Annotated in this window: 17 protein-coding genes and 1 rRNA gene; 3 read left to right on the plus strand and 15 right to left on the minus strand. The window is 51.9% G+C overall.

What is annotated here, in order from left to right:
• Window positions 1-66: ribosomal RNA gene (locus K1558_RS08365) — 16S ribosomal RNA — on the minus strand; the annotation flags it as partial.
• 370 nt (window positions 67-436) lie between these two features.
• Between K1558_RS08365 and K1558_RS08370 the strand changes: the two genes are divergently transcribed.
• Together K1558_RS08370 and K1558_RS08375 are read left to right on the plus strand one after the other, a co-directional pair.
• Window positions 437-1,687, plus strand: coding sequence for an MFS transporter (locus K1558_RS08370; protein WP_238650989.1), 1,251 nt, complete (start codon window positions 437-439; stop codon window positions 1,685-1,687).
• Between the two features lie 114 nt (window positions 1,688-1,801).
• Window positions 1,802-3,076 (plus strand): molybdopterin-dependent oxidoreductase, encoded by a 1,275-nt coding sequence (locus K1558_RS08375; protein WP_238650991.1) that lies wholly within the window; start codon window positions 1,802-1,804, stop codon window positions 3,074-3,076.
• 83 nt (window positions 3,077-3,159) lie between these two features.
• Here the strand turns inward: K1558_RS08375 and K1558_RS08380 are convergent, their stop codons facing one another.
• The 7 genes from K1558_RS08380 to pcrB form a co-directional block, all read right to left on the minus strand.
• Window positions 3,160-4,122: a hypothetical protein gene (locus tag K1558_RS08380; protein ID WP_238650993.1), complete on the minus strand. Its 963-nt coding sequence runs from the start codon at window positions 4,120-4,122 to the stop codon at window positions 3,160-3,162.
• 12 nt (window positions 4,123-4,134) lie between these two features.
• Entirely contained in the window at window positions 4,135-5,418 is a 1,284-nt protein-coding gene (locus K1558_RS08385; RefSeq protein WP_238650996.1) for an ABC transporter permease, read from the minus strand.
• Entirely contained in the window at window positions 5,415-6,140 is a 726-nt protein-coding gene (locus K1558_RS08390; RefSeq protein ID WP_238650998.1) for an ABC transporter ATP-binding protein, read from the minus strand. The genes K1558_RS08385 and K1558_RS08390 overlap by 4 nt, the downstream gene beginning before the upstream one ends.
• 11 nt (window positions 6,141-6,151) lie before the next feature.
• Complete coding sequence (locus K1558_RS08395; RefSeq protein WP_420800426.1) at window positions 6,152-7,879, minus strand: alkaline phosphatase; 1,728 nt, start codon at window positions 7,877-7,879, stop codon at window positions 6,152-6,154.
• Window positions 7,880-8,417: 538 nt separating this feature from the next.
• Window positions 8,418-10,430, minus strand: a complete 2,013-nt coding sequence (ligA, locus tag K1558_RS08400) for an NAD-dependent DNA ligase LigA (protein WP_238651002.1) — start codon at window positions 10,428-10,430, stop codon at window positions 8,418-8,420.
• Between the two features lie 76 nt (window positions 10,431-10,506).
• Complete coding sequence (pcrA, locus tag K1558_RS08405; protein WP_238651004.1) at window positions 10,507-12,882, minus strand: DNA helicase PcrA; 2,376 nt, start codon at window positions 12,880-12,882, stop codon at window positions 10,507-10,509.
• Between the two features lie 79 nt (window positions 12,883-12,961).
• Window positions 12,962-13,672, minus strand: a complete 711-nt coding sequence (gene pcrB / locus K1558_RS08410) for a heptaprenylglyceryl phosphate synthase (RefSeq protein ID WP_238651485.1) — start codon at window positions 13,670-13,672, stop codon at window positions 12,962-12,964.
• 249 nt (window positions 13,673-13,921) lie between these two features.
• Between pcrB and K1558_RS08415 the strand changes: the two genes are divergently transcribed.
• Window positions 13,922-14,509: a hypothetical protein gene (locus K1558_RS08415; RefSeq protein WP_238651006.1), complete on the plus strand. Its 588-nt coding sequence runs from the start codon at window positions 13,922-13,924 to the stop codon at window positions 14,507-14,509.
• A gap of 302 nt (window positions 14,510-14,811) precedes the next feature.
• Here the strand turns inward: K1558_RS08415 and K1558_RS08420 are convergent, their stop codons facing one another.
• From K1558_RS08420 to K1558_RS08450, 7 genes are all read right to left on the minus strand, one after another.
• Window positions 14,812-16,212, minus strand: coding sequence for an undecaprenyl-phosphate glucose phosphotransferase (locus tag K1558_RS08420; RefSeq protein WP_238651007.1), 1,401 nt, complete (start codon window positions 16,210-16,212; stop codon window positions 14,812-14,814).
• Window positions 16,209-17,156, minus strand: coding sequence for a glycosyltransferase family 2 protein (locus tag K1558_RS08425; protein ID WP_238651486.1), 948 nt, complete (start codon window positions 17,154-17,156; stop codon window positions 16,209-16,211). Before K1558_RS08425 ends, K1558_RS08420 begins: the two co-directional genes overlap by 4 nt.
• A gap of 101 nt (window positions 17,157-17,257) precedes the next feature.
• Window positions 17,258-18,127 carry a dTDP-4-dehydrorhamnose reductase gene (gene rfbD, locus K1558_RS08430; RefSeq protein WP_238651487.1) on the minus strand — a complete coding sequence of 290 codons (870 nt, stop codon included), beginning with the start codon at window positions 18,125-18,127 and terminating at the stop codon, window positions 17,258-17,260.
• 8 nt (window positions 18,128-18,135) lie between these two features.
• A complete protein-coding gene (rfbB, locus tag K1558_RS08435) occupies window positions 18,136-19,158 on the minus strand; it encodes a dTDP-glucose 4,6-dehydratase (RefSeq protein WP_238651009.1) in 1,023 nt (340 codons plus the stop codon).
• Window positions 19,159-19,341: 183 nt separating this feature from the next.
• Window positions 19,342-19,746, minus strand: a complete 405-nt coding sequence (locus K1558_RS08440; protein ID WP_238651011.1) for a GtrA family protein — start codon at window positions 19,744-19,746, stop codon at window positions 19,342-19,344.
• Window positions 19,697-20,632, minus strand: coding sequence for a glycosyltransferase family 2 protein (locus tag K1558_RS08445; RefSeq protein ID WP_238651013.1), 936 nt, complete (start codon window positions 20,630-20,632; stop codon window positions 19,697-19,699). The genes K1558_RS08440 and K1558_RS08445 overlap by 50 nt, the downstream gene beginning before the upstream one ends.
• Complete coding sequence (locus K1558_RS08450) at window positions 20,613-21,710, minus strand: DegT/DnrJ/EryC1/StrS family aminotransferase (protein ID WP_238651015.1); 1,098 nt, start codon at window positions 21,708-21,710, stop codon at window positions 20,613-20,615. Before K1558_RS08450 ends, K1558_RS08445 begins: the two co-directional genes overlap by 20 nt.
• Window positions 21,711-21,740 lie beyond the last annotated feature (30 nt).

Here is a 21,740-nt window from a genome sequence, read left to right on the forward strand (position 1 = left end):
CTCGACTTGCATGTATTAGGCACGCCGCCAGCGTTCGTCCTGAGCCAGGATCAAACTCTCCAATTAGTATTGAAAAGAGCGATAGCTCATTTTGAAACTGACGATTCATTATATGAATCTTGTAAAACATAACGTGTTCCATTTGTTCAGTTTTCAAAGAACTTGCTCCCGGCAATCCGACCATTTATCGTTTGCGCAGGAATTAGATCATATCATTTTCTCACTTAACTTGTCAACTTATTTCTCATCCAGTGCTTCGTTCAGCGCCGGTGTCTCATAAGCACAAGAGATAATATATCACGCGCTGCGGACTCTGGCAAGACTTTTTTATAATGAACTAATTAACCGCATATCCTAAGTTCAACATATGGTTTCCATCCTGCAGCATTTGCCGCTACAATAGGATTCATCTTCTATATTACTGAAAGGAGTCATCATGTCCAACAAGTCTATTCCCCCTGCTGCCTCCGCTCCACTTAAGGAAGCAAGTCATCTGCAGCAGGCAACGATCTACCGTATTTTGCTCGCAGTGAGCTTTGTTCATTTATTTAATGATTCCATTCAGGCGCTTATTCCGGCCATGTTCCCTGTACTAAAAGATAATCTGCTGCTCTCCTATGCCCAGATCGGCTGGATTGCCTTCGCGCTGAACCTCACCTCCTCGCTGATTCAGCCCATTATCGGGTTCGCTGCCGACCGGAAGCCCCGCCCGATTCTGCTGCCGCTGGGGATGTGCTGTACCTTCGCCGGTGTCTTCCTGCTCGCTTTTGCCGGGAATTATGTCCTGGTGATTGTGTCAGTGATGCTGGTGGGCTTCGGCTCCGCCGCCTTCCATCCCGAAGGGATGCGCGTGGCTCATATGGCGGCCGGTCAGCGGAAGGGGCTGTCGCAGTCGATTTTTCAGGTAGGCGGGAATACAGGCCAAGCACTTGGGCCGCTGCTTATGAAGTGGGTATTCATTCCCTTCGGTCAGATGGGCGCGCTTGGCTTCACGGTGATCGCCGCTGCCGGGGTGGCTGTCCAGACCTATGTGGCCCGCTGGTACCGTGACATGCTGAATGCCGGATACACCTTCCGCAAAAAGTCAGCGTCCCGCTCCATCGACCCCGCCCGCAGCAAACGCATCGTTATCACCACCGTCATCCTGGTCTTCATCGTCTTCGTGCGTTCGTGGTACGGCGCTTCCATCGGCGGATATTACGCCTTCTATCTAATGGAGAAATACGGGATGACGCTGGACCGTGCGCAGATCTACATCTTTATGTATCTGGCTGCCGGTGCGGTCGGCACCTTCTTCGGCGGCCCGCTTGCCGACCGGTTCGGCCGGCGCAATCTGATTCTGGTCTCGATGATCGGTACGGTTCCGTTTGCGCTGGCCCTGCCTTTTGTGAACACGTTCTGGGCGGCCGTGCTGCTGATTATCTCCGGCTTCATCCTGCTGTCCAGCTTCTCGGTAACGGTGATATACGCGCAGATGCTCTATCCGGGCAACATCGGAACCGTCTCGGGCCTAATTACCGGTCTGGCCTTCGGGCTTGGCGGGATCGGCTCTGTCGTCATTGGCGACCTCATCGATAGAGCCGGTATTACACCTGTGTTCGTGGCTTGCGGCTTCCTGCCGCTGCTTGGCCTGCTGGCCCTGCTGCTGCCCGGTGACAAGAAGCTGGAGGAATGGGCGGCAGAATAAATACCTTTTGCGGACTATGCGTGCGGAGATTATTCAACAGGCTATTTTTGCGGTACAATTAGTTAAAACTTGAATTAATCACGCTCAGGCGTTAAGCCCGGAGGAGGGGAAGGCTTGAAGAATATACTCGCAAAAGTGCGCAAAGGGTACGGCAAAAAGCTCGTCTCGATTCACCTCTGGAATGCCTGGCTGGTGCTGTTCCTCGCGCTGAGCGGTCTGATCCTGGTAGGCGGCTTCTGGAGGGAGGTGCTTGGGGAAGGCCGGGTGTGGCTGAAATGGGGGCATACCGCGCTCGGGCTGGTGCTGCTCATTCCTGTCATCTATTACCTGCTGCTGGCTGCGAAGCACTGGAAACGGCTCAAGGGTAAGCCCGCCCAGAAGGCTAATGTGATCTTCGTGCTTGTCCTGCTGATCGGCTGGCTGCTCTCCGGGGTGGTTCTGTGGCAATTCAGGCTGGCCGGACCGAGAGCGGCGAATAGTGCGCTGTTCATTCATGACCTGCTGACCTGGGTAGGTCTCCCTGTGATCATCTACCACTCCATTACCCGGGTGAAGTGGCTGAAGGAGCCGAAGAAGCGCTCTATCGTAGCTGATACAGTATCTGTAAAAGAGTCCTCTTCTCCTGCCGGGCGTTCTCAGCCTGCGGCCGCATCCGATGCCCGGCCCTTGTATACCCGCCGCGGTTTCATCAAGGCTGCTGTAGGTGCCGGACTGGCGGTTACCCTTGGCCCTACCTTTATCCGTTGGTTCGGCAGAGCGATGCAGCTTCCGGGTACCGCCGACTATGCCGCCACCAATGCCAATGCGCTGATTCCCGATCCTGTCCCATTGCCGGATTCCGCACCTCCTATCGGCGGGGGAGCCGAGGGCAGCTTCCGTGTGTATACGGTCACGGCTATTCCCGCTTTCGACAATTCCAACTGGTCCTTTACGATCGACGGGCTGGTGAACAAGAAGCTGACCTGGAACTGGGAAGAGTTCGTGAAGCTGCAGCGCGAGGTGCAGGTTAGTGATTTCCACTGCGTGACAGGCTGGTCTGTGTACAAAAACACCTGGGAGGGCCTCCCCCTCTCCAAGCTGCTCGATCTCGCCGGTGTGCAGCCGCAGGCGGTTACGGTGAAATTCTATTCCGGTGACGGTGTCTACACCGATTCGCTGACGCTGGACCAGGCCCGGATGGATGATATCATGGTCGCAGTGATGCATGACGGCAAACCGATTCCGAATCAGCTCGGCGGACCGGTCCGCCTGATTACTCCCCAGATGTACGCCTACAAGTCTGTCAAATGGCTGAACCGGATTGAGCTGATTGATGAGGATTATGTCGGGTATTGGGAGCAGCGGGGCTATGACAAGGATGCCTGGCTCCCCGGCGCCAAGCGGGTATAAATGTAGTTAAGGTATGTGCAGAATGCAAAGAAGCAGCCTCCTGCCCCATGAGGGTTAGAAGGCTGCTTCTTTGCGTGTACAGATTACAGGCTCTTGAAGGAAGCATCGTAGAGGCGGAACATGGTTTTGTAGCCGGACTCATCAATCTTGATGCCGACATCCAGCCGTCCCGAAATCTCCAGCGGACCGGAGGTATAGCGCAGCTTGCTGCCTTCAGGCACGAAGACAATCATGATCTTATTCCAATAGGTCTCATCCCCGTTATCGAACGGACACTCCGCTCCCGGCTCCGGGATCAGCAGGAACCAGTTCTTCTCAAAAGACAGCACTTCGCCCATGAACCCTTTAATAGTCACCTGCTGGCCGCTGAGATCCCAGAAGTGTTCCGAGGGTCGGGTCTGGTCGTCGCCGTCGAAGAAGCCATTCCAGTTGATTTCTGTGCGGCCAGCGGAGACTGCCTCTGCTGCCTTCGCCACCTTGGCAGGCGCGGACGGGCCAGCGGGTGCAGACGGGCTGGCCGCCGTGGCAGGGGCTGGAGTCGCCTTAGGGGCTTTGGTCGCTATAGCTGTGGCAATCGCTTTAGCTGCCGGGGTTGCTGTTGCTTCGGAGGTCTTCCTCGCGCCATCCTTAGCTGACGCCGGTTGCCGGGTGGTAGTGGCGGCTGCGGAAGCGGCAGGGCTTGGCGCGGAGCCTTCCGCCGTCCCGGAAGGCTTCCGGATAGCTTGGGCAGTTTCTGCTACAGGCTCAGCAGAAGAGGCCGGGGAGGGCAAAGGTGACGGCTGAAGTGCGACCGGAGTCCCGCTAGCCTTATCAGGAACCGTAGAAGGCTGCGCAGTCACCTCCGGGGCCTCAGCCGATGCCTGAGGTGCAGGAGATGCAGAGGCTTGGGCCTGGGTCAGCCCGTTGGCCTCTGGTGAAGCTTCCGCCGCTGCGGCGAAGGCTTCACCGCTCCCCTCAGCCGCAGAATTCTGACCGCAGGCCTGAAGCAGCAGCAGACTGAGCACAGCACCGGAGAGCAGCAGCATTTTTCCCTGTAATCGTCTCAATTCGTATTCCTCCTAAGCTTTGAACAGAGCAAGCGGGTGCATCCGGTACATCCGGAAGGCCGGTCCCAGGGAGGACAGCAGCCCCAAGATAAGAGCGCCGCCCGCAATCAGCCAATGCTCTGCTGTCCATTGATAAGGCTCAATCTGAATGCCCGCCTGGGAGAACAGCATATCCTTCAGCAGATAAGCTCCCAGATGACCAACCAGTAGGCCGGCGATCAGCCCGGTTGCCGTCACCAGCAGGCCCTCCGTCGTTAACGTCAGCCAGACGTAAGCACGCGATTTGCCGAGAAGACGCAGAATCCCTACATCCTTGGTCCGCTCAGAGACGGCGGCAATCAAGGATAGCAAGATGGTAATACCCGCCAGGAGCACACAGATAGCCGTTATTAGGCCAATCAGCCTTGAACCTTGATCCACTGCATTCAGCACATCAGATACTGCCTTGCTGGTATAAGCTGCTTGAACCCCGTTGCTGCCGTCGAAGCCCTGTTTCAGATCATGAGCACCAAGCAGACTGGCGGGCTTCACCAATACAGCGGTAATCTCTCGATCTTCTGGAGCAAGCCCGTGAACCGCCCAGGCGTAGTCTACCGTTGTGAATACCGCCCGGTCATCGGGGGTATGAAGTTCCGGAAGGATACCTGCGACCGTATAACGGAAGCTTTCATGCGCATGCTCCGCGTTTTCTCCGTGATACCCGGCCTCTTCAGCCCCTTCTGCACCCTCAACTCCTTCAGCCTGATGACCGCTCGCTTCCCCAGTCTCAGACGTTGCGGATTCATGATGCTCTCCCTGTACAAGCCCATGTGCACCCGCAAAGGTGTCGCCTACCTTCAATCCCAGCGACCGGGCGACATAAGCGCCTACAATAGTCTCGCCGGTATGGGCATACATCGTGCCGGCCTGAAGCCTGCTGTCCCCGTAACGGGTGAAGAAATAACCGGCGTCCAGTCCGACGATGGGAAATCCCTTGTAGTTGTCTCCCGTGGTCATTGCATAGGCTGCAGCCACAGACGGGTCCCGCCGGGCTTCATCCAGAACAGCAAGCGGGATATTCCCGGTCGGCGCGCCGATATGATAGAACGTGTTCAGTACAAGCTGGGTCTCGCTGCCGGCCGCTCCTATAACAAGATCGAAGGGCCCATAGCCCTTCTTCGCCCCCTGCTCGACGCTCTGCCGGGACAGGACAAGCAGCACGACAAAGGCAACAGTAATAGCCACCGCACATACAGTCAGCAGGGAGAGGAACCGCCGGTGCAGCACATTGCGCAGCGTAAGCTGGAACAGGCTCACAGCGTCACCCCCTCCCGCTGACCCGAAGCCACGGGAATCCGCTGCTTCGGCAATGCCTCCCGGCGCACTTCATTCATGTCCTGAATGTTCAGACAGCGCGGGAACCGGCCGGCCATATTGAGGTCATGGGTAACGACGATCAGGGTATTCCCTTGTGCAGCGCTAAGGTCCAGGAGCAGGGAGGCAATCTCCTCCGCCGTCTCCCAGTCCAGGCTGCCTGTCGGCTCATCCGCCAGCAGCAAGGGCGGATTGTTCACCATCGCCCTGACAATCGCTACCCGCTGCTGCTGTCCGCGCGACAGCTCGGAGGGCAGATGCCGGCCGCGTCCCGCAAGGCCTACCCGCTCCAGCCAGCCGTCCACGATATGGCGTCTCTCCTTCTGCGTAAGCCCGGAGGCCATGGCAATCTCGATATTCTGCCGGGCCGTCAGCGACGGAATCAGATGGAAGTCCTGGAGCACATAACCGATGGCCGAAGCGCGGAAGGCATCACGCTTCGCTTCCGTCAGCTCATGCAGCGGCTGGCCGTTCACGGCAATGCTGCCGCTGTCTGCACTCATGATCCCGCTGATCAGATGGAGCAACGTGCTTTTACCGGACCCGCTGGGTCCGGTAATGGCTACGCGCTCTCCCTGTGCCACATGCCACCGGGAGATATCGAGGATCGGGATGGCTCTGCCGTCGGTTTTGAACTGTTTTTTCAAATCCCGGATCTCAAGCAAGCCGTCCACTCCTATCTGAGTACAATACGTTCAGACAGCGCATCCCAGGTCAGGGTCGAGCCCTTCAGCTGGTTGAAGGCACTGAGCGGAAGATAGAGCACATTGTTATCTACATCTACGGTGTATGCCGCAGCTTTGCTGTTCAGCTTGGCTGATTTGTCAGCCAGATTCACATCAACCGTATTCTTACCGAGCGTCAGCTTCGCAGTGGAGGCAGTGCCTGCATAGTTTCCTCCGAGCGCTTTGACCAGAGCCTGTGCCGGGAACAGCACTTCATTGTCGCGGCTGATTTTAAACTTCGGATAGACGTATTTGGCTTGCAGTTCCGCAGAACGTTTGTTCAGATCCAGTCCGAGGATTCCCGCTCCAGCTGTTGCGATCTGTGTATTGTCGATCTGCCCCTTCACCTTGTCGGCAATCGGGCCATACGCCCAGACTCCGACATCCACCGCAGAATGGCCGTGACCGGACCAGCCCACCAGCAGACGCTTGGAGATGACCGCATTATACGCGCCTTCTCTTTTGTAGGAGGAGCCGTCGCCGTTCATAATCTGGGTTACTTCCTCATCCGTCAGGTCAGTAATCCAGGTGTTGGCCGTTACGATCTTGCGGATCTCTTCCGGGGTCTGCGCGGCCTCAAGGTCTGCTGCCAGGCTCTCGGAGGAATGCTTCTGCTTATTCCACAGGTCAATGTTGATCTCATAGATATTGTCGCGGGAGAGCGACAGGCCGCCAGTCTCATGGTCCGCCGTAACCACTACAGAGGTGTTGCCATTCTTCTTCGCAAAATCCACCGCTGTCTTGAAGGCCGCATCGAAATCAAGCGCCTCCTGCACCAGGGTCGGCAGATCGTTGGCATGACCGGCATGGTCGATCCGTCCGCCTTCAATCATCATAACGAAGCCGTTCTTATCGGCGGACAGAATATTCAGCGCTTTGGAGGTCATGGCGGCCAGGCTCGGAATTTCCGCCGTCCGGTCCGGGGTATACGCTACATGCGAGTTACCGAACAGGCCAAGCACCTTACTGTTCTTAGAAGTCAGCGCATTAAGAGCCGAAGTATTCTCAACCACTGTGTAGCCCTTGGCTTTGAAGTCAGGCAGAAGATTCTTGTCAGTACGTTTGCCCTTCTCATCCTTGGTCAGGAAAAACTGCTTGCCCCCGCCCATCAGCACATCCACGCCGCTCTCCAGATACTGTGAGGCAATCGCTGATTCGTTATCCCGGTTGCGGACATGCGAGGCGTATACGGCTGGCGTTGCATGGGTAATGCGGGCAGTCGTCACCAGGCCGGTGGCCTTGCCTGCGCTCTCGGCGGCTTCAATAATGGAAGCAAACGGCTTGGAGACATCCTCGTTCGAGACGCTGATGCCCGCGTTGTAGGTTTTGTGGCCGGTAGCGAATGCAGTTCCCGCCGAAGCGGAGTCGGTGACGATCCCGGAGACGATTTTGCCGCTGTCTTCTCCCCGGTCTGCATATGTAGTCGCTTGTCCCACGTAGTACGGGTCGATGTTCAGGTGCTTGACTCCCTTGGTGTATTGCTGAAAATATCTCGCCGCAGACACCTGAGCCGGCCCCATGCCGTCGCCGATCAGAACGATCAGATTCTTAGACTGGGCCTTCGCAGCGTTCCCGGAATTGGCCGGCGCCGGGCTTTTGGCCGCTCCTGCAAGTGTTGCCCCTGATACTACGGCAGCCGCCAGTCCTCCAAAGATCATGCCCTTCATTAGCTTGTTCATCATATACCCCTTCCTCATTGTGACGGTTCTAAGCCTAAGCTTACCGTGGAAAGGTTAACTATCTGTCAAAATAAGTATGGCGTTGTATTAAATTATCAAGTGTTCATATAAAAGCGGAAGGAGGTCAGTCTGCACAACAAAATTACACTACCGGGTGAATAAGATTACCTTTGCGCTAACACAACGTATGCTGTTTTTCACATACATTCAGGCCTTATGCCTGCTTGTGAGCGCAATGTATGCTGTTTTTGATATACATTCAGGCCGTGTGCCTGCTTATGAACACAATGTATGCTGTTTTTGATATACATTTAGGCCGTATGCCTGCTTGCGAGCGCAATGTATGCTGTTTTTGATATACATTTAGGCCGTATGCCTGCTTGCGAGCGCAATGTATGCTGTTTTCACAAATATTCGCATTTAGACACTTTCGACACACCTTTTCAACAGCAGCAGAAAGTTATAGTTTCCTATAAATCAAAAAAAGCCCTGCGCTCCCCCGCCCATAGGCCAGGAAACACAGGACTCGTATATTCTCTTACATCTCCAGCAGCCGGATCAGCTCATCTTCATCCTCAATGACCTGAATGCCGAGCTGCTGGGCCTTGGCCAGCTTGCTGCCTGCCTTCTCCCCGGCGATGACCAGGTCGGTCTTCTTGGAGACACTGCCGGATACCTTGGCTCCCAACGCCTCCAAGCGTTCGGCAGCTTCATCGCGGGTCATCTTGTGGAGTGTGCCGGTCAGCACTACGGTTTTGCCGCTGAAGAATGAATCGGTTGCCACTTCACGCGGAGCCTCAGGGCCCTTGGCTTCTACGCCCAGCGCCAGCATCCGGTTAATGCTGACCACCACGAACGGGTCGGCAAAATAATTCACGATGCTCTCCGCCACAATCCCGCCGATATCCGGCAATTCGGCCAACTCTTCAGCGGTTGCCGACATTACAGCTTCCAGACTGCGGTAGTGGTCGGCCAGCATCCGGGTGGTCGCTTTGCCCGTATTCGGAATGCCAAGCGCGAACAAGAAGGAAGCCAGATCTCTGCCCTTGCTCTCTTCCAGCGCCTTGAGCAGATTAGCGGCCTTCCGCTCCCCGAAGCGCTCCAGCTTCACCAGCTGCTCAGAGGTCAGCTCATACAGATCCGCCGGTTCACGGACGCCAAGCTCTTCATGCAGTTGAGCCGCTGTCTTCTCGCTGAAGGTCTCGATGTCCATGGCATCACGCGAAGCGAAATGGGTAATCCGGCTGACAATCTGCGGCTTGCAGTCGAGCTTGTTGTTGCAGAACAGATGCGCGCCGCGCATCTCCAGCGGGAATCCGCAGGCCGGACACTGCTCAGGGAACACAATCTCCCCGCCGTCACTCTCCTCGGTCACCTTGCCCAGAATCTCCGGGATGACATCATTGGAGCGGCGGATGAACACCCGGGTCCCGAGTGCGAACTTCAGATTCTTGCGTTCAATGTCGCCCACATTATTAAGCGTGCAGTTCTGCACCGTAACTCCGGCCAGCTCTACAGGCTCCACCCGGGCCAGCGGCGTGACCTTACCGGTGCGTCCGACGTTCCAGCTCACCGACTCCAGGATCGTTGTCGTCTCCTCGGCCTCGAACTTGTAAGCAACCGCCCAGCGCGGGAACTTATCCGTATAGCCCAGCGCTTCACGGATGCGGAAGTCGGTGACCTTAATGACCGCTCCGTCAATCAGATAATCCAGACCGGAGCGGTTCTCTTCAATCTCGGCCAGCTGCTCGGTCACATCATCAAAGTTGCTGAAGTAATTCAGATAAGGATTCACCTTGAAGCGGTTATTACGCAGGAACTCCATCATCTCCTGATGATCAGCAAACTGCACGCCCTCCGCGTAGCCTACATTATAGAAGTAGGCATTCAGTCTGCGCTCGGCGGTCGTCTTGGGGTTCAGGTTGCGCAAGGCCCCGGCGGCCCCGTTACGCGCATTCTTCAGCGGCTCCGCAGCGCGGGTATTGTAGTCCGCCAGCACAGACAGGTTCATAATCCCTTCGCCCTGTACTTCAATCATGCCCTCCTTGAACGGGATGTTCAGCGGGACGGACTTAATCGTCTTCACCTGGGCCAGGATGCCTTCACCTGTTACCCCGTTGCCCCGGGTCGCTGCCTGGACAAGTACCCCGTCACGGTAAGTCAGGTTCAGGGTCAGCCCGTCGAACTTCAACTCCACCGCATAACACGGCTCCGGCAGCGGATTGTCCGGGTTCTTGGTATTGTAGTCATTCACCAGCTTCAATACTCGGGTATTCCAGGTGCGGAGCTGTTCAATGTTCTGCGCCTTGTCCAGACTCCACAGCGGAGCCAGATGGCGGTGCGGGGTGAAGCCCTTCAGCAGCTCTCCGCCGACCCGCTGGGTCGGAGAATGCGGCAGGACGATCCCACTCTCCGCCTCCAGCGCCACCAGCTTGTCATAGAGCGCATCGTATTCCTTGTCGCTGACCAGCGGAGCATCCAGCGTATAGTAGTGGTAATTGTATTGATTCAGCTCAGCAACCAGTTCTTCCATGGTGAACATCTTATCCATCCGGCATATCCCTCCGTCAAATAGGTTTCCTACGGTTAGCGTGATCCAAAAGCACTAGCGTTAATCGCAGCTTGATTTATTCAACTTTGGTAATCGGGGCGAAGCCCGCCAGCAGCCGCTTCACACCCACCGGCGCCGGAAAGGCAATCTGCAGCTCCGTATCGTTGCCGCTGCCCTTCACGGCCACAATGGTGCCGGTGCCCCACTTGCCGTGGGCCACCTTGTCGCCGGCCTTGAAGCCTCCGGCCTCGGCCGCCGCCCCGGCTCCGCCCGTCGTGCGCTGCGCGCCTCCGGTCGTGACCACCACCCGGCCCGCGCCGGGCACGGCCCGGGCCGAACTGCCACTGCCGAAGCTGGCGGCCCCGCCGCCCTCCGGCGCAGTACCGGCCGCTGCCGTGCGGCTGCTGCCGAAGTTCCCCCGGCTGCCTCCGCTTCCGCTGAAGCCCCGGCCGCCATAGGCACCGCCTACCTCCGCGCCTCCGCGCCGGAAGCGGTCCGAAGCGCGGACGGTATCTTCCTTCAGCTCCTCCGGAATCTCGTCCAGGAAGCGCGACGGCGCATTCGCAGCCGTCCGCCCGAACAGCGTGCGCATCCGCGCGCAGCTGAGGAACAGCTGCTTCTCCGCACGCGTAATGCCCACATACGCCAGCCGGCGCTCCTCTTCCAGCTCATCGTTGTCCTGGAAGGCACGGCTGTGCGGGAACACACCCTCCTCCATTCCGATGATGAACACGGTCGGGAACTCCAGCCCCTTCGCGCTGTGCATCGTCATCAGGACCACCGCATCGCTGCGATCCTCCTCGTCGTCGTTCATACTGTCAATGTCAGCGACCAGCGCGAGGTCGGTCAGGAAGGAGACCAGCGACTTATCCTCATTGTTCTTCTCGAATTCCATCGTAACGGACAGGAACTCGTCGATGTTCTCCAGCCGGGAACGGGACTCCAGCGTATTCTCATTCTGCAGCTCCAGCCGGTACTGGGACAGCTCCAGAATCTTCTCCGTCAGCTCCGTTACCGACAGGAATTCGACCATACGGTGCAGCGCCTCAATCATATCGTAGAACTCCACCAGCGCATTGCGTGTACGTCCGGCGAAGCCCAAGTCGTCCACGGTCTGCAGCGCCCGGAAGATCGAGACTCCCTGGGCTGCCGCCGCTGCCGCCAGCTTGCCGATGGTTGTATCGCCCAGCCCGCGCTTAGGAACATTAATAATCCGCACTAAGCTGATATCGTCATCAGGATTACTGAGCAGACGCAGATAGGCCAGCAGATCCTTAATTTCCTTGCGGTCGTAGAACTTGATCCCGCCGACAATCTGGTAAGGAATGTCCGACTTGATCAGAATTTCTTCTATGACACGGGACTGGGCGTTCGTCCGGTACAGAATCGCATGATTCTGATACTTCTGGCCCGCTTTCACATTCTTGCTGATCTCCCCGGTGACGAAGTACCCTTCATCATGCTCGGAATCGGCACGGTATACCTTGATCTTCGCGCCATCCTCCGAATCGGTCCACAGCTTCTTCGGCTTGCGGCCCGTATTCAGCGCGATGACGCCGTTAGCGGCATTTAGGATGTTCGAGGTCGAGCGGTAGTTCTGCTCCAGCAGAATCGTCTTGGCTTCAGGATAATCCTCTTCAAAATTAAGAATGTTCGAGATATCCGCCCCGCGCCAGCGGTAGATCGACTGGTCGCTGTCCCCGACCACGCAGATCCGGTGGTGGCTGTCGGCCAGCATCCGGCACAGCATGTACTGCGCCCGGTTCGTATCCTGATACTCATCGACATGAATATACTTGAACTTCTTCTGGTAAAAGTCCAGCACATCCGGCTTCTCCTTGAACAGCTCAATGGTCTTCATAATCAGGTCGTCGAAGTCGAGCGAGTTATTGCTTCGCAGACGGTGCTGGTACTTCGTATATACCTGGGCTACCAGGCCCTCGAAATAGTCGCCAACCTTCTGCTCATACTGCGCCGGTGTAATCAGTTCATTCTTGTTCGTGCTGATCACGGCCTGGATCGCCTTCGGCTCGAACTTCTTCGTATCAATATTCAGATCCTTCATGCAATTGCGGATGACAGACAGCTGGTCGGTGGAATCGAGAATGGAGAAGTTCGAGGTGAACCCGATCTGCTCAATATCTCTCCGCAGAATCCGTACACACATGGAGTGGAAGGTCGAGACCCAAATATCGCGGCCCTCCGGCCCGACCAGTCTGGAGACACGCTCCTGCATCTCACGGGCAGCCTTATTCGTAAAAGTAATCGCCAGAATCGCCCACGGCGGGGCCTTGCGGTTCGCAATCAGCCAGGCAATCCGGTGCGTCAGCACCCGGGTCTTGCCGCTGCCTGCGCCGGCCATAATCAGCAGCGGGCCTTCCGTAGTCTCTACGGCCTGACGCTGCGGCGGATTCAGCCGGCTTACGGCATCGTGTATATTAACAAGTTGCATGTGGGACATGCTCCTTTCAGCTTTTGTAATCATCCTATCTGTTCAACTTGGTTGTCTCGTCATTGATCTGCTGTATAAGCTATAACCAGTCCATCTGCGGCGTCTCCCGTACAGCCTGAACCGTCATTAGCGCCTGCTCTACATCGCTGTATATAATATTGCCAACCACCACGGTATCGCATAGTGCCGCCACTTGCCTCGCTTCCGCTGCACCTGTAATGCCGCCCCCATAGAACAGCTGGCTATGCTCCACGACTTCTCTGACTTCACGCACAATCTCCATATCTCCGAAGGCTCCGCTGTATTCCAGATAGACCACGGGGAGATTCATCAGCTTGTCTGCAATCTGGGCATAGGCACCCGCCCCGGCGGCATTAAGCGAGCTGTCTGCACCGGTTAGACGGGCAACCGAGGAATTGGGGTTCAGTACGATATAGCCCTCTGTCAGCAGCAATTCCCATGGAATCAGACTCCCGAACCGTTCAATCGCCCGGCGGTGATGGCCCAGAATCCATGAAGTATCGGCAGTATTGAGCACCATGGGAATCATATAGAGGTCGAAGCCGGGCACCGCAGCCTCCAGGTCAGAGATCTCCAGCGCACAAGGCAGGCCGTACGGCCGGATTCGTTCCAGCAGACTTACCGTATTGTCATAGGTTACTCCTGTAGAGCCGCCTACCAGGATCGCATCCGTTCCGGACAGGCAGACTGCCTCCAGCTCCTTGTCCCCCAGCGCACGGTCCGGGTCCAGCTTAAAAACATGCCGCCACGGCCGGATCAATTGCCGCATTTCATTCATCCCCGTCCATCCTCATTGTTCATTTCAGTGAATATATCTAGTCTATGTCAGCGGGAAGGGGGGTGTCAATTTAAAACAGAACAAAATGCGAACATTTTATACACATGTAATGTTTCGAAAATATCAATTAATTAGAGAAAAAGGTTTGATAAATATAATAATGGTTAAATAATACATGTTCAGTATTTGAAGTTTTTTAATATTTTTCCTTTTTATCTAAAATACTAGGAGGACAGATCTATGAAAATGGTAAAGACGTTATTAGTTGCTTCATTAATTTTTCTATCAACTGCACCTATTTCAGCAGAATCTTATGCTGCTGATGTCTCCTCTGATACAGGCACTTTTACAGGCACTTTTAATAATGCCAGTAGTATTTCAGAGACAAAAACCGTAACTCCAGAAATGCAAAGTTTAATCGATAATTCCGTTACCTGGAATAGCACAAATTTCTTTAAATCCCCAAAAGGTGAGATTTCCCCTCTTGCTGCAGGACTTTCCTATACTATTGAAACTCTCCCTGTAGGAAGATGGATACAAACCAAGGACACACTTTATGTGTCTCCAAGTACACCAACTGTTTATTTAACACACACTCAACATACTCCTGGAGGTACAGGTAGTGTGAGAGTCTACTATTATCTTATGAGTACAAGTACTGACTATAAAACTAACGTTATAAAAGTTGTCGGTAGCTATGTCGGTTCTAATAATACAATTTATTGGAATAACGTTCCAGCAGGTTATTATAAACTAATTATTTCAAATGAAATTGTAGAAAACGGAGGCCTAAATATGGCTGGTAATGGATTTTTAAATGCCCTTTAATCTGAATCAAAAAATTTCCACATTAAACTTCAATACTGAACAAAACCTAATAGTGTAAATATCTTTTTTAATAATTTCGTTAGCTGAGTAAGAAGGCTAAGAAAGATCAATTTAAACAACAAAGATACATTCTTCTCAAGTTATACGAGAAGAATGTATCTTTTAGTATTAAGAAGCTTCAAATCAATTATAGATGATCTCCATACTCCCCCAAAGGTTAAAACTGTAATTTCAGTTTGGACACCACAACATAAATTCTTATTCCCAATCAGAAAGTAATTCAATCTTCACAACCGAGAATCTCAGTAAGCGTTCTTGAAGCCGTTGCGGATGGTCTTGGCAATGATGCGGATGTCGAACAGCAGCGACCAGTTCTCAATGTAGAAAATATCATGCTTGATCCGGTCCTCAATCGAGGTGTCCCCGCGCAGACCGTTGCTCTGGGCCCAGCCGGTAATGCCCGGCCGCACATGATGCTTCACCATATACTTCGGAATCTCGCCGCGGAACTGCTCCACATAATAAGGACGCTCCGGCCGCGGGCCGACGACGCTCATCTGGCCGAACAGTACATTGAAGAATTGCGGCAGCTCATCCAGACTTGTGCGGCGGATGAAGGTCCCGAAGCGGGTCCGGCGCGGATCATCCTTCGTACTCCAGCCGGTATCCTCTCCGCCGTCCGTCTGCATTTTCATCGAGCGGAACTTGTACATCATGAAATTGCGGCGGTTCAGGCCGACCCGTTCCTGCTTGAAAATCACCGGACCGGGTGAAGTCAGCCGCACCCCCAGCGCGACCAGCAGCATCACCGGAGACAGCATAATAATGGCGAACAGCGAGAAGACGACATCGAAGATCCGTTTCGCCATTTTGTTCCCGGCCATATCCAGCGGAATATCACGCACATTAATCATCGGCATCCCGGCAAAGTTATCGAAGTACGGACGGGCCGGCAGGTAATCGAAAAAGTCAGGAATAATCAGCGTACGCACCCCGGCCTTCTCACAGGTGGCAATAATCGCCGGGTATTTGGAGTGGGCATCCAGCGGCAACGCCAGAATGACCTCATCGACCGGCAGCATCTCCAGCATCCCTTCGAGCTGGTCCACTGTACCGAGAATCGGCTTATACCGCTGTTCCTCTATGCTGTCCCACTGATGGAAGTCATCCAGGAACCCGATTGTCTCATAGCCCAGCTCCGGGTATTGCTCTAGGTTGTTGTAGAACCTTTTACCCAGGGTGCCTGCCCCGAGAATCAGCACGAACTGGCGGTTGAACCCTTTCTCACGCAGCGACTTCAGCATCTTCTTCAGCACATAGCGGTACAGCATGATCGACAGAATATTGAAGCCCATGTAGATCGCCAGGTATTGACGGGAGACGTCAATCTCTCTCAGGAAGTACATCAGGCCCAGCAGGATGAAGATGCCCATCGCATGAACCTGGAACACCTTCAGGAATTCATCAATGAACCGCTTCTTCCGCTTCGGCAAATAGAGCGACACCATAATGCCGATCAGTACCGAGATCGCCCCGTAGATTATGCTCCAATAGGCATAGGATTCAATCGGCAGCGTCCGGTAGGATTCCAGCAGGCCGCTCTTGAACTTCAGCCACCAGGCCGCGAGGAAGGACAGCTGGATAATGAGGAAGTCAGCAACCATATATAATTGGGTCAGGAATTTCTGATTCCGGCGGATCATAATCTCACCTCAGCCTTCGATTCATTGCGGACGCCATTCTCCCCGGGAACAGACAGACTCTGTGCGGGTGTAGGCACCTTGCGCGGAGCAATCAGCGCGTTGCGCAGCAGCGAGAGCGTGAACTTGACGCCGACCCCTGCATAGACCGCTCCATTAATCATACTATTGTACTGCCTGCTATAATGCTTCTTATGAAATAAAATCATCGCCCGGTGGAACTCATACACGATCTTGAACGGCCTGCGGCGTGCGCTGCCGCCCTTCAAATGCACGATGGAGGTCTGCGGATAATAGTAGATCCCCCAGCCGGCTTCCCTGATCCGGTAACACCAGTCCAGGTCCTCCCCATACATGAAAAAATTCTCATCCAGCCCGCCCACCTGCTCGATCGTCTCCCGCCGAAGCAGCATGAACGCTCCGACCAGACAATCGACCGGGTACGCTTCATCCGGGTCCAAATACCCGAGCTGGTAGCCGTTGAACCGCGGACGGTCCGGGAACAGCTTGCTGAAGCCGAAGGCATAATAGAAGGAGGCCGACGGGGTCGGGAACCCTCTCCGGCAGGCCTTATCCAGCGATCCATCCGGCAAAATCACCTTACAGCCGGACGCGCCAAGATCCGGACGGCTGTCCATGAACGCAATCATCGTCTCCAGCGTATCCTTGCGGACCACCGTATCCGAATTAAGCAGCAGCACATACCGCCCGGAGGCAGCTTCCATCCCCTGATTATTACCCTTAGCGAACCCTACATTCTCCGAATTAGCGATCAGCAGCACATCCGGGAACTCCTTGCTGATCATCTCCACCGAGTTATCATGCGAATTATTATCTACCAGAATGATTTCATAGGAATACCTTGTCTCGGAATCATATACCGACCTCAGACAGTCCATCGTCAGGCGGCAGGTGTTGTAATTAAGAATCAAAATACTAACATCCACATTCACTGCAATACTCTCCTGACAAATATAGTAATCTATCGACAATTATTATAACACAAAAAAGACCGGGAGTGCCGGTCGTGATAGTGCAAACAATATTATTAATCATTTAGTTTAAGGCTATAAAGGAAATCCTTCAGCCCTTCCCGCCATGGACGGATATCCTGGAACCCGTTGGTTCGGATGGCCAGATGCTCCATCACAGAGTTGCGCGGGCGCGGTGCCGGACGGGGAAATTGGTCCGTTGTACAAGGCTCAAGCTTGGCCGTGAACTTCAGTCCCAAGATGTCCTCGGCTCCCGCAAAGATGGCCTGAGTGAATTCATACCATGTGCATGATTCACTATTGGAGGCATGGTAAACGCCGTATTTTTCCGTCCGGATCAGCTCCAGCAGGAATCTGGCCAAATCCACGGTGTAGGTAGGTGAACCCTTCTGGTCATGTACAACCTGAAGCAGCGGTTTTTCCTGGCCAAGCTTCAGCATCGTTTTGACAAAGTTGTTGCCGTACTTGCCATATACCCAGGAAGTACGAACAATGAAATATTTGGAGGACAAGGACTGAACCAAAACCTCTCCAGCCCGCTTGGACTTCCCATAGATGCTCTTGGGATCAGTATTATCATATTCGTGGTAAGGCTGCTCCCCCATGCCATCGAACACATAATCCGTGCTGATATAAACCAGCTTTGCCCCCGCCTTCTCTGCAGCAAGGGCTACATTCCGGCTTCCGGTAGCATTAATCAGGTATGCTGCATCCACATCTGTCTCGGCCACGTCCACCGCCGTATGCGCTGCGCAATGGATGACCACATCAGGTGCAAAGCCGCTGATCGTCTCCTGGCATTGCTCCAGATCGGTAATATCCATCTCCTGACGGTCGCAGCCCATCGCCTCAACATTCTGGTTCTGCAATAGAAGCATCAAATCCTGCCCCAGTTGTCCTCCAGCACCTGTGACGAATACCTTCATCTTCGCCATTATAGCGAATCTCCCAGACGGGCACCATACTGGAGCGCAGCATACTTCTGGTATTCGCCAGACTGAATGCGGGTCCACCATTCTTTATTATGCAGATACCACTGAATAGTTTCCTTAATGCCAGTTTCGAACGTGTGCTTAGGCTTCCAGCCCAGCTCATTCGTAATCTTCGTTGGATCGATGCCATAACGGCGGTCATGTCCGGGACGGTCCTGCACATAAGTAATCAGCGAATCCGGTTTTCCGAGCTCTTGCAGCACCGTATTCACGATATGCACATTCGTCCGCTCATTGTTGCCGCCGATATTGTACACCTCGCCGTCCACGCCTTCATGAATAACCAGATCAATCGCACTGCAATGATCCTCCACATACAGCCAGTCGCGGATATTCATGCCATCGCCATAAACTGGAAGCGCCTGATCCGCCAGTGCGCGGGAGATCATCAGCGGAATCAGCTTCTCCGGGAACTGATACGGGCCATAGTTGTTGGAGCAGCGCGTAATATTTACAGGCAGGCCGAAGGTTTCATGGTACGCACGTACCAGCAAGTCACCGCCTGCTTTGCTCGCCGAATACGGGCTGTTTGGTGTAAGCGGGGTTTCTTCAGTGAACAGACCTGTTGCACCAAGCGATCCGTAGACCTCATCTGTGGAGACTTGCACAAACTTCGTCACGTCGTATTTTTTGGCTGCATCCAGCAGCACCTGTGTCCCCAGCACATTCGTCTTAACGAACACTTCCGGCTCCAGAATACTCCGGTCCACATGCGACTCCGCCGCAAAATTAACCACCACATCGATGCCATCACCAATCAGCTTATCCATCGCCGCCGCATCAGTAATATCCGCCTTCACGAACGTATAGTTTGGATGATTCTCAACCGATTTCAAGTTCTCCAGATTCCCCGCATACGTCAGCGCATCCACGTTGACGATCTGGTAATTCGGGTGCTGCTGCAGCATATAGATTACAAAGTTGCTGCCAATGAAGCCGGCTCCGCCGGTAATGAGAAGTTTCATGGGTTGACCACCTTTATTAGTAGTAATGATTAATGCATACTCCACTACAGGGCAATTATCTGTTGTAAATATTACATTCTCATCTTATTTTATACTCTCAGTCATTCCATAATATTCCCCGTTCACTCCCAAGGGACTAATATTGCGTCTATTTAAAGCTCAATTTGGGTAATTGTAACTTTGTTATTTACTTTTTATAATAAGCTTAGAAAGAACAAAGGTTACTGGAATAGTCACTATAACAACAATTAAAGGTACAATTCTGGTAGATAAATGTAGATGTTCTACTAGAATATATAACATTAATAAGTTAATAAGATATTGAATCAAATACACTAAAGGAAATTTAACGATTTTTTTGATCGACATTTTTTCTTTGAATACAAATACTGTATTCAAGTAGTATGACAGAAATATTCCAGAAATATAAGAAACCGTATAAGACAAGGAATAATTAAAAATCAATAACAGCAGTAAATACACTAAATATGTAGCTAATGTATTAACTCCTCCACTTATAACAAATTTCAAAAATTCTTTATTCAAAAGTTTGGTCAATAACGTAGGACGGCCGTTCTCTACTTTCATCTAATATCCTCCAAAGATATTCACCAATAATGCCTAACATGATCATAATAATTCCCAATAAGAAAGTAATTAAAGCAATAATTGTAGTCCACCCTTGAAGCTCAATAAACCCGGACAAAGTTCCAACTATTACAAAGACCCCATATAAAAAGCTCAAAATAGCTGTTATGACACCTATGAAGGACATAAAACGGATAGGAGAATATGAGAAGCTCACAAAAGAATCAATAAAAAGCTTGATCTTTTTAGAAAGCGTCCATCTGGATTTACCTAATTTTCTTTCCTGTCTTACATAAGGAATCTGCTCTTGATCGTGTCCAAGCCAATATATAAGACTCATAATATTAGTATTTTTCTCTTCAATCCTCACAACCTCATGAACAACCTGCTTGTCTATTAATAAAAAGTCAAATCCACCCTTTGGATATCCCTTTAATGCAAATTTCTCTAGCAAATAATAGTAAGTATTAGAGAATAATTTTTGAGAAAACGATTCTTCCCGATCTTCTCTTGTGGCTAGTACAACCTTTTTGCCGGATTTCCAGTGTTCTATCATATCCTTAAATAATTCTGGAGGGTCCTGCAGATCAGCCGCAATGATACCCACACAATCTCCAGTAGTATAATTTAACCCTGCTTGAATCGCAGACATAGAACCGAAATTTCGACTTAATTTTATTATTTTAATTCGCGGATCTTGCCTTTTTGCTTCCATTAATAACGAAAATGAATTGTCCTTTGAACCATCATCTACAAATACAAACTCAAAATCACAATCCGGTATAATATTCTCTAATTCCTGTAACCGTGGTATGGTATGCGGGATGTTCAATTCGTTAAAGTATACAGGTACAACAATTGATAATTTAATCCGGTCTATACTCATTTACAACCTCCACAATTCTCTGCACATCTTCCATATCCATCACAGGACTTATCGGGAGGCTGACAATTTCAGAATGAATTTTTTCGGAAATAGGGAACACCAATCCACTCCACTCTTTATAAGCCTCTTGTTTATGGGGGGGAATAGGGTAATGAATCATTGTCTGAATTCCGTTATTAGTCATATGATTAATAAAATCACTTCTTAAGGAAGTCATTACAACGAAAACATGCCAAACATGTGATAACGGCCCTTCTTCAACGCTTGGTAGTACAATATGCTTATTATTGATATTGTTCAAATAATACGTTGCTATCTTTCTTCTATAATCATTGTCTTGATCGAGATATTTTAGTTTTATGCTCAAAATAGGAGCTTGGAATTCATCTAATCTGCTATTGTATCCTTTGAATAGATTCTCGTATTTTTTATGCGATCCGTAATTTCTTAAAGCGTACAGATCTTTATACAAATCTTCATCATTTGTTGTAACGGCTCCAGCATCTCCTAAAGCACCTAAATTTTTGCCTGGATAAAAGCTAAATGCTGCGGCATCCCCTAAGTTTCCAACCTTTTTATTATCATAAATAGCACCATGAGCTTGGGCACAGTCTTCAATTATCTTCAAACTATATTTTTTTGCAATTTCTATTATAGGCCCCATATTACACGACTGGCCATACAAGTGAACTACCAAAATCGCTTTAGTATTAGGAGTTATACTCTCTTCTATTTTGTTAGGATCCAAATTGTATGTCAGCAAGTTTGGTTCTACTAATACAGGTGTTGCTCCATTTGCAGATATAGATAATATCGATGCAATATAGGTATTAGAGGGTACAATCACTTCATCCCCAGGACCAATATTGTATGCTCTCATAATTAATTCCAAAGCATCTAATCCGTTAGCTAAGCCCAAAGCATATTTAGTTCCACAGTACTCAGCAAATTCTACTTCAAATGATTTAACTTCCTCACCAAGGATATACCACCCGGAGTGTAGAACTTTATGAACGCTATCTAATATTTCCAATTCGTGACGCAAATTAATCTTTTTTAAATCAAGGAAAGGGATCATTTTAACCCACCTATTCTATTTCGAGTAATT

The organism is Paenibacillus piscarius (genome assembly GCF_022234545.1).
GTDB lineage: Bacteria > Bacillota > Bacilli > Paenibacillales > Paenibacillaceae > Paenibacillus_AQ > Paenibacillus_AQ piscarius.

Coding starts and splice junctions, on each gene's coding strand:
- K1558_RS08395 (WP_420800426.1), bottom strand. CDS start 7,879: ATGAACAAGCTAATGAAGGGCATGATCTTTGGAGGACTGGCGGCTGCC.
- K1558_RS08440 (WP_238651011.1), bottom strand. CDS start 19,746: ATGAAAGTAGAGAACGGCCGTCCTACGTTATTGACCAAACTTTTGAAT.
- K1558_RS08370 (WP_238650989.1), top strand. CDS start 437: ATGTCCAACAAGTCTATTCCCCCTGCTGCCTCCGCTCCACTTAAGGAA.
- K1558_RS08445 (WP_238651013.1), bottom strand. CDS start 20,632: ATGAGTATAGACCGGATTAAATTATCAATTGTTGTACCTGTATACTTT.
- K1558_RS08450 (WP_238651015.1), bottom strand. CDS start 21,710: ATGATCCCTTTCCTTGATTTAAAAAAGATTAATTTGCGTCACGAATTG.
- K1558_RS08420 (WP_238651007.1), bottom strand. CDS start 16,212: ATGATCCGCCGGAATCAGAAATTCCTGACCCAATTATATATGGTTGCT.
- pcrA (WP_238651004.1), bottom strand. CDS start 12,882: ATGCAACTTGTTAATATACACGATGCCGTAAGCCGGCTGAATCCGCCG.
- ligA (WP_238651002.1), bottom strand. CDS start 10,430: ATGGATAAGATGTTCACCATGGAAGAACTGGTTGCTGAGCTGAATCAA.
- pcrB (WP_238651485.1), bottom strand. CDS start 13,672: ATGCGGCAATTGATCCGGCCGTGGCGGCATGTTTTTAAGCTGGACCCG.
- K1558_RS08415 (WP_238651006.1), top strand. CDS start 13,922: ATGAAAATGGTAAAGACGTTATTAGTTGCTTCATTAATTTTTCTATCA.
- rfbB (WP_238651009.1), bottom strand. CDS start 19,158: ATGAAACTTCTCATTACCGGCGGAGCCGGCTTCATTGGCAGCAACTTT.
- rfbD (WP_238651487.1), bottom strand. CDS start 18,127: ATGAAGGTATTCGTCACAGGTGCTGGAGGACAACTGGGGCAGGATTTG.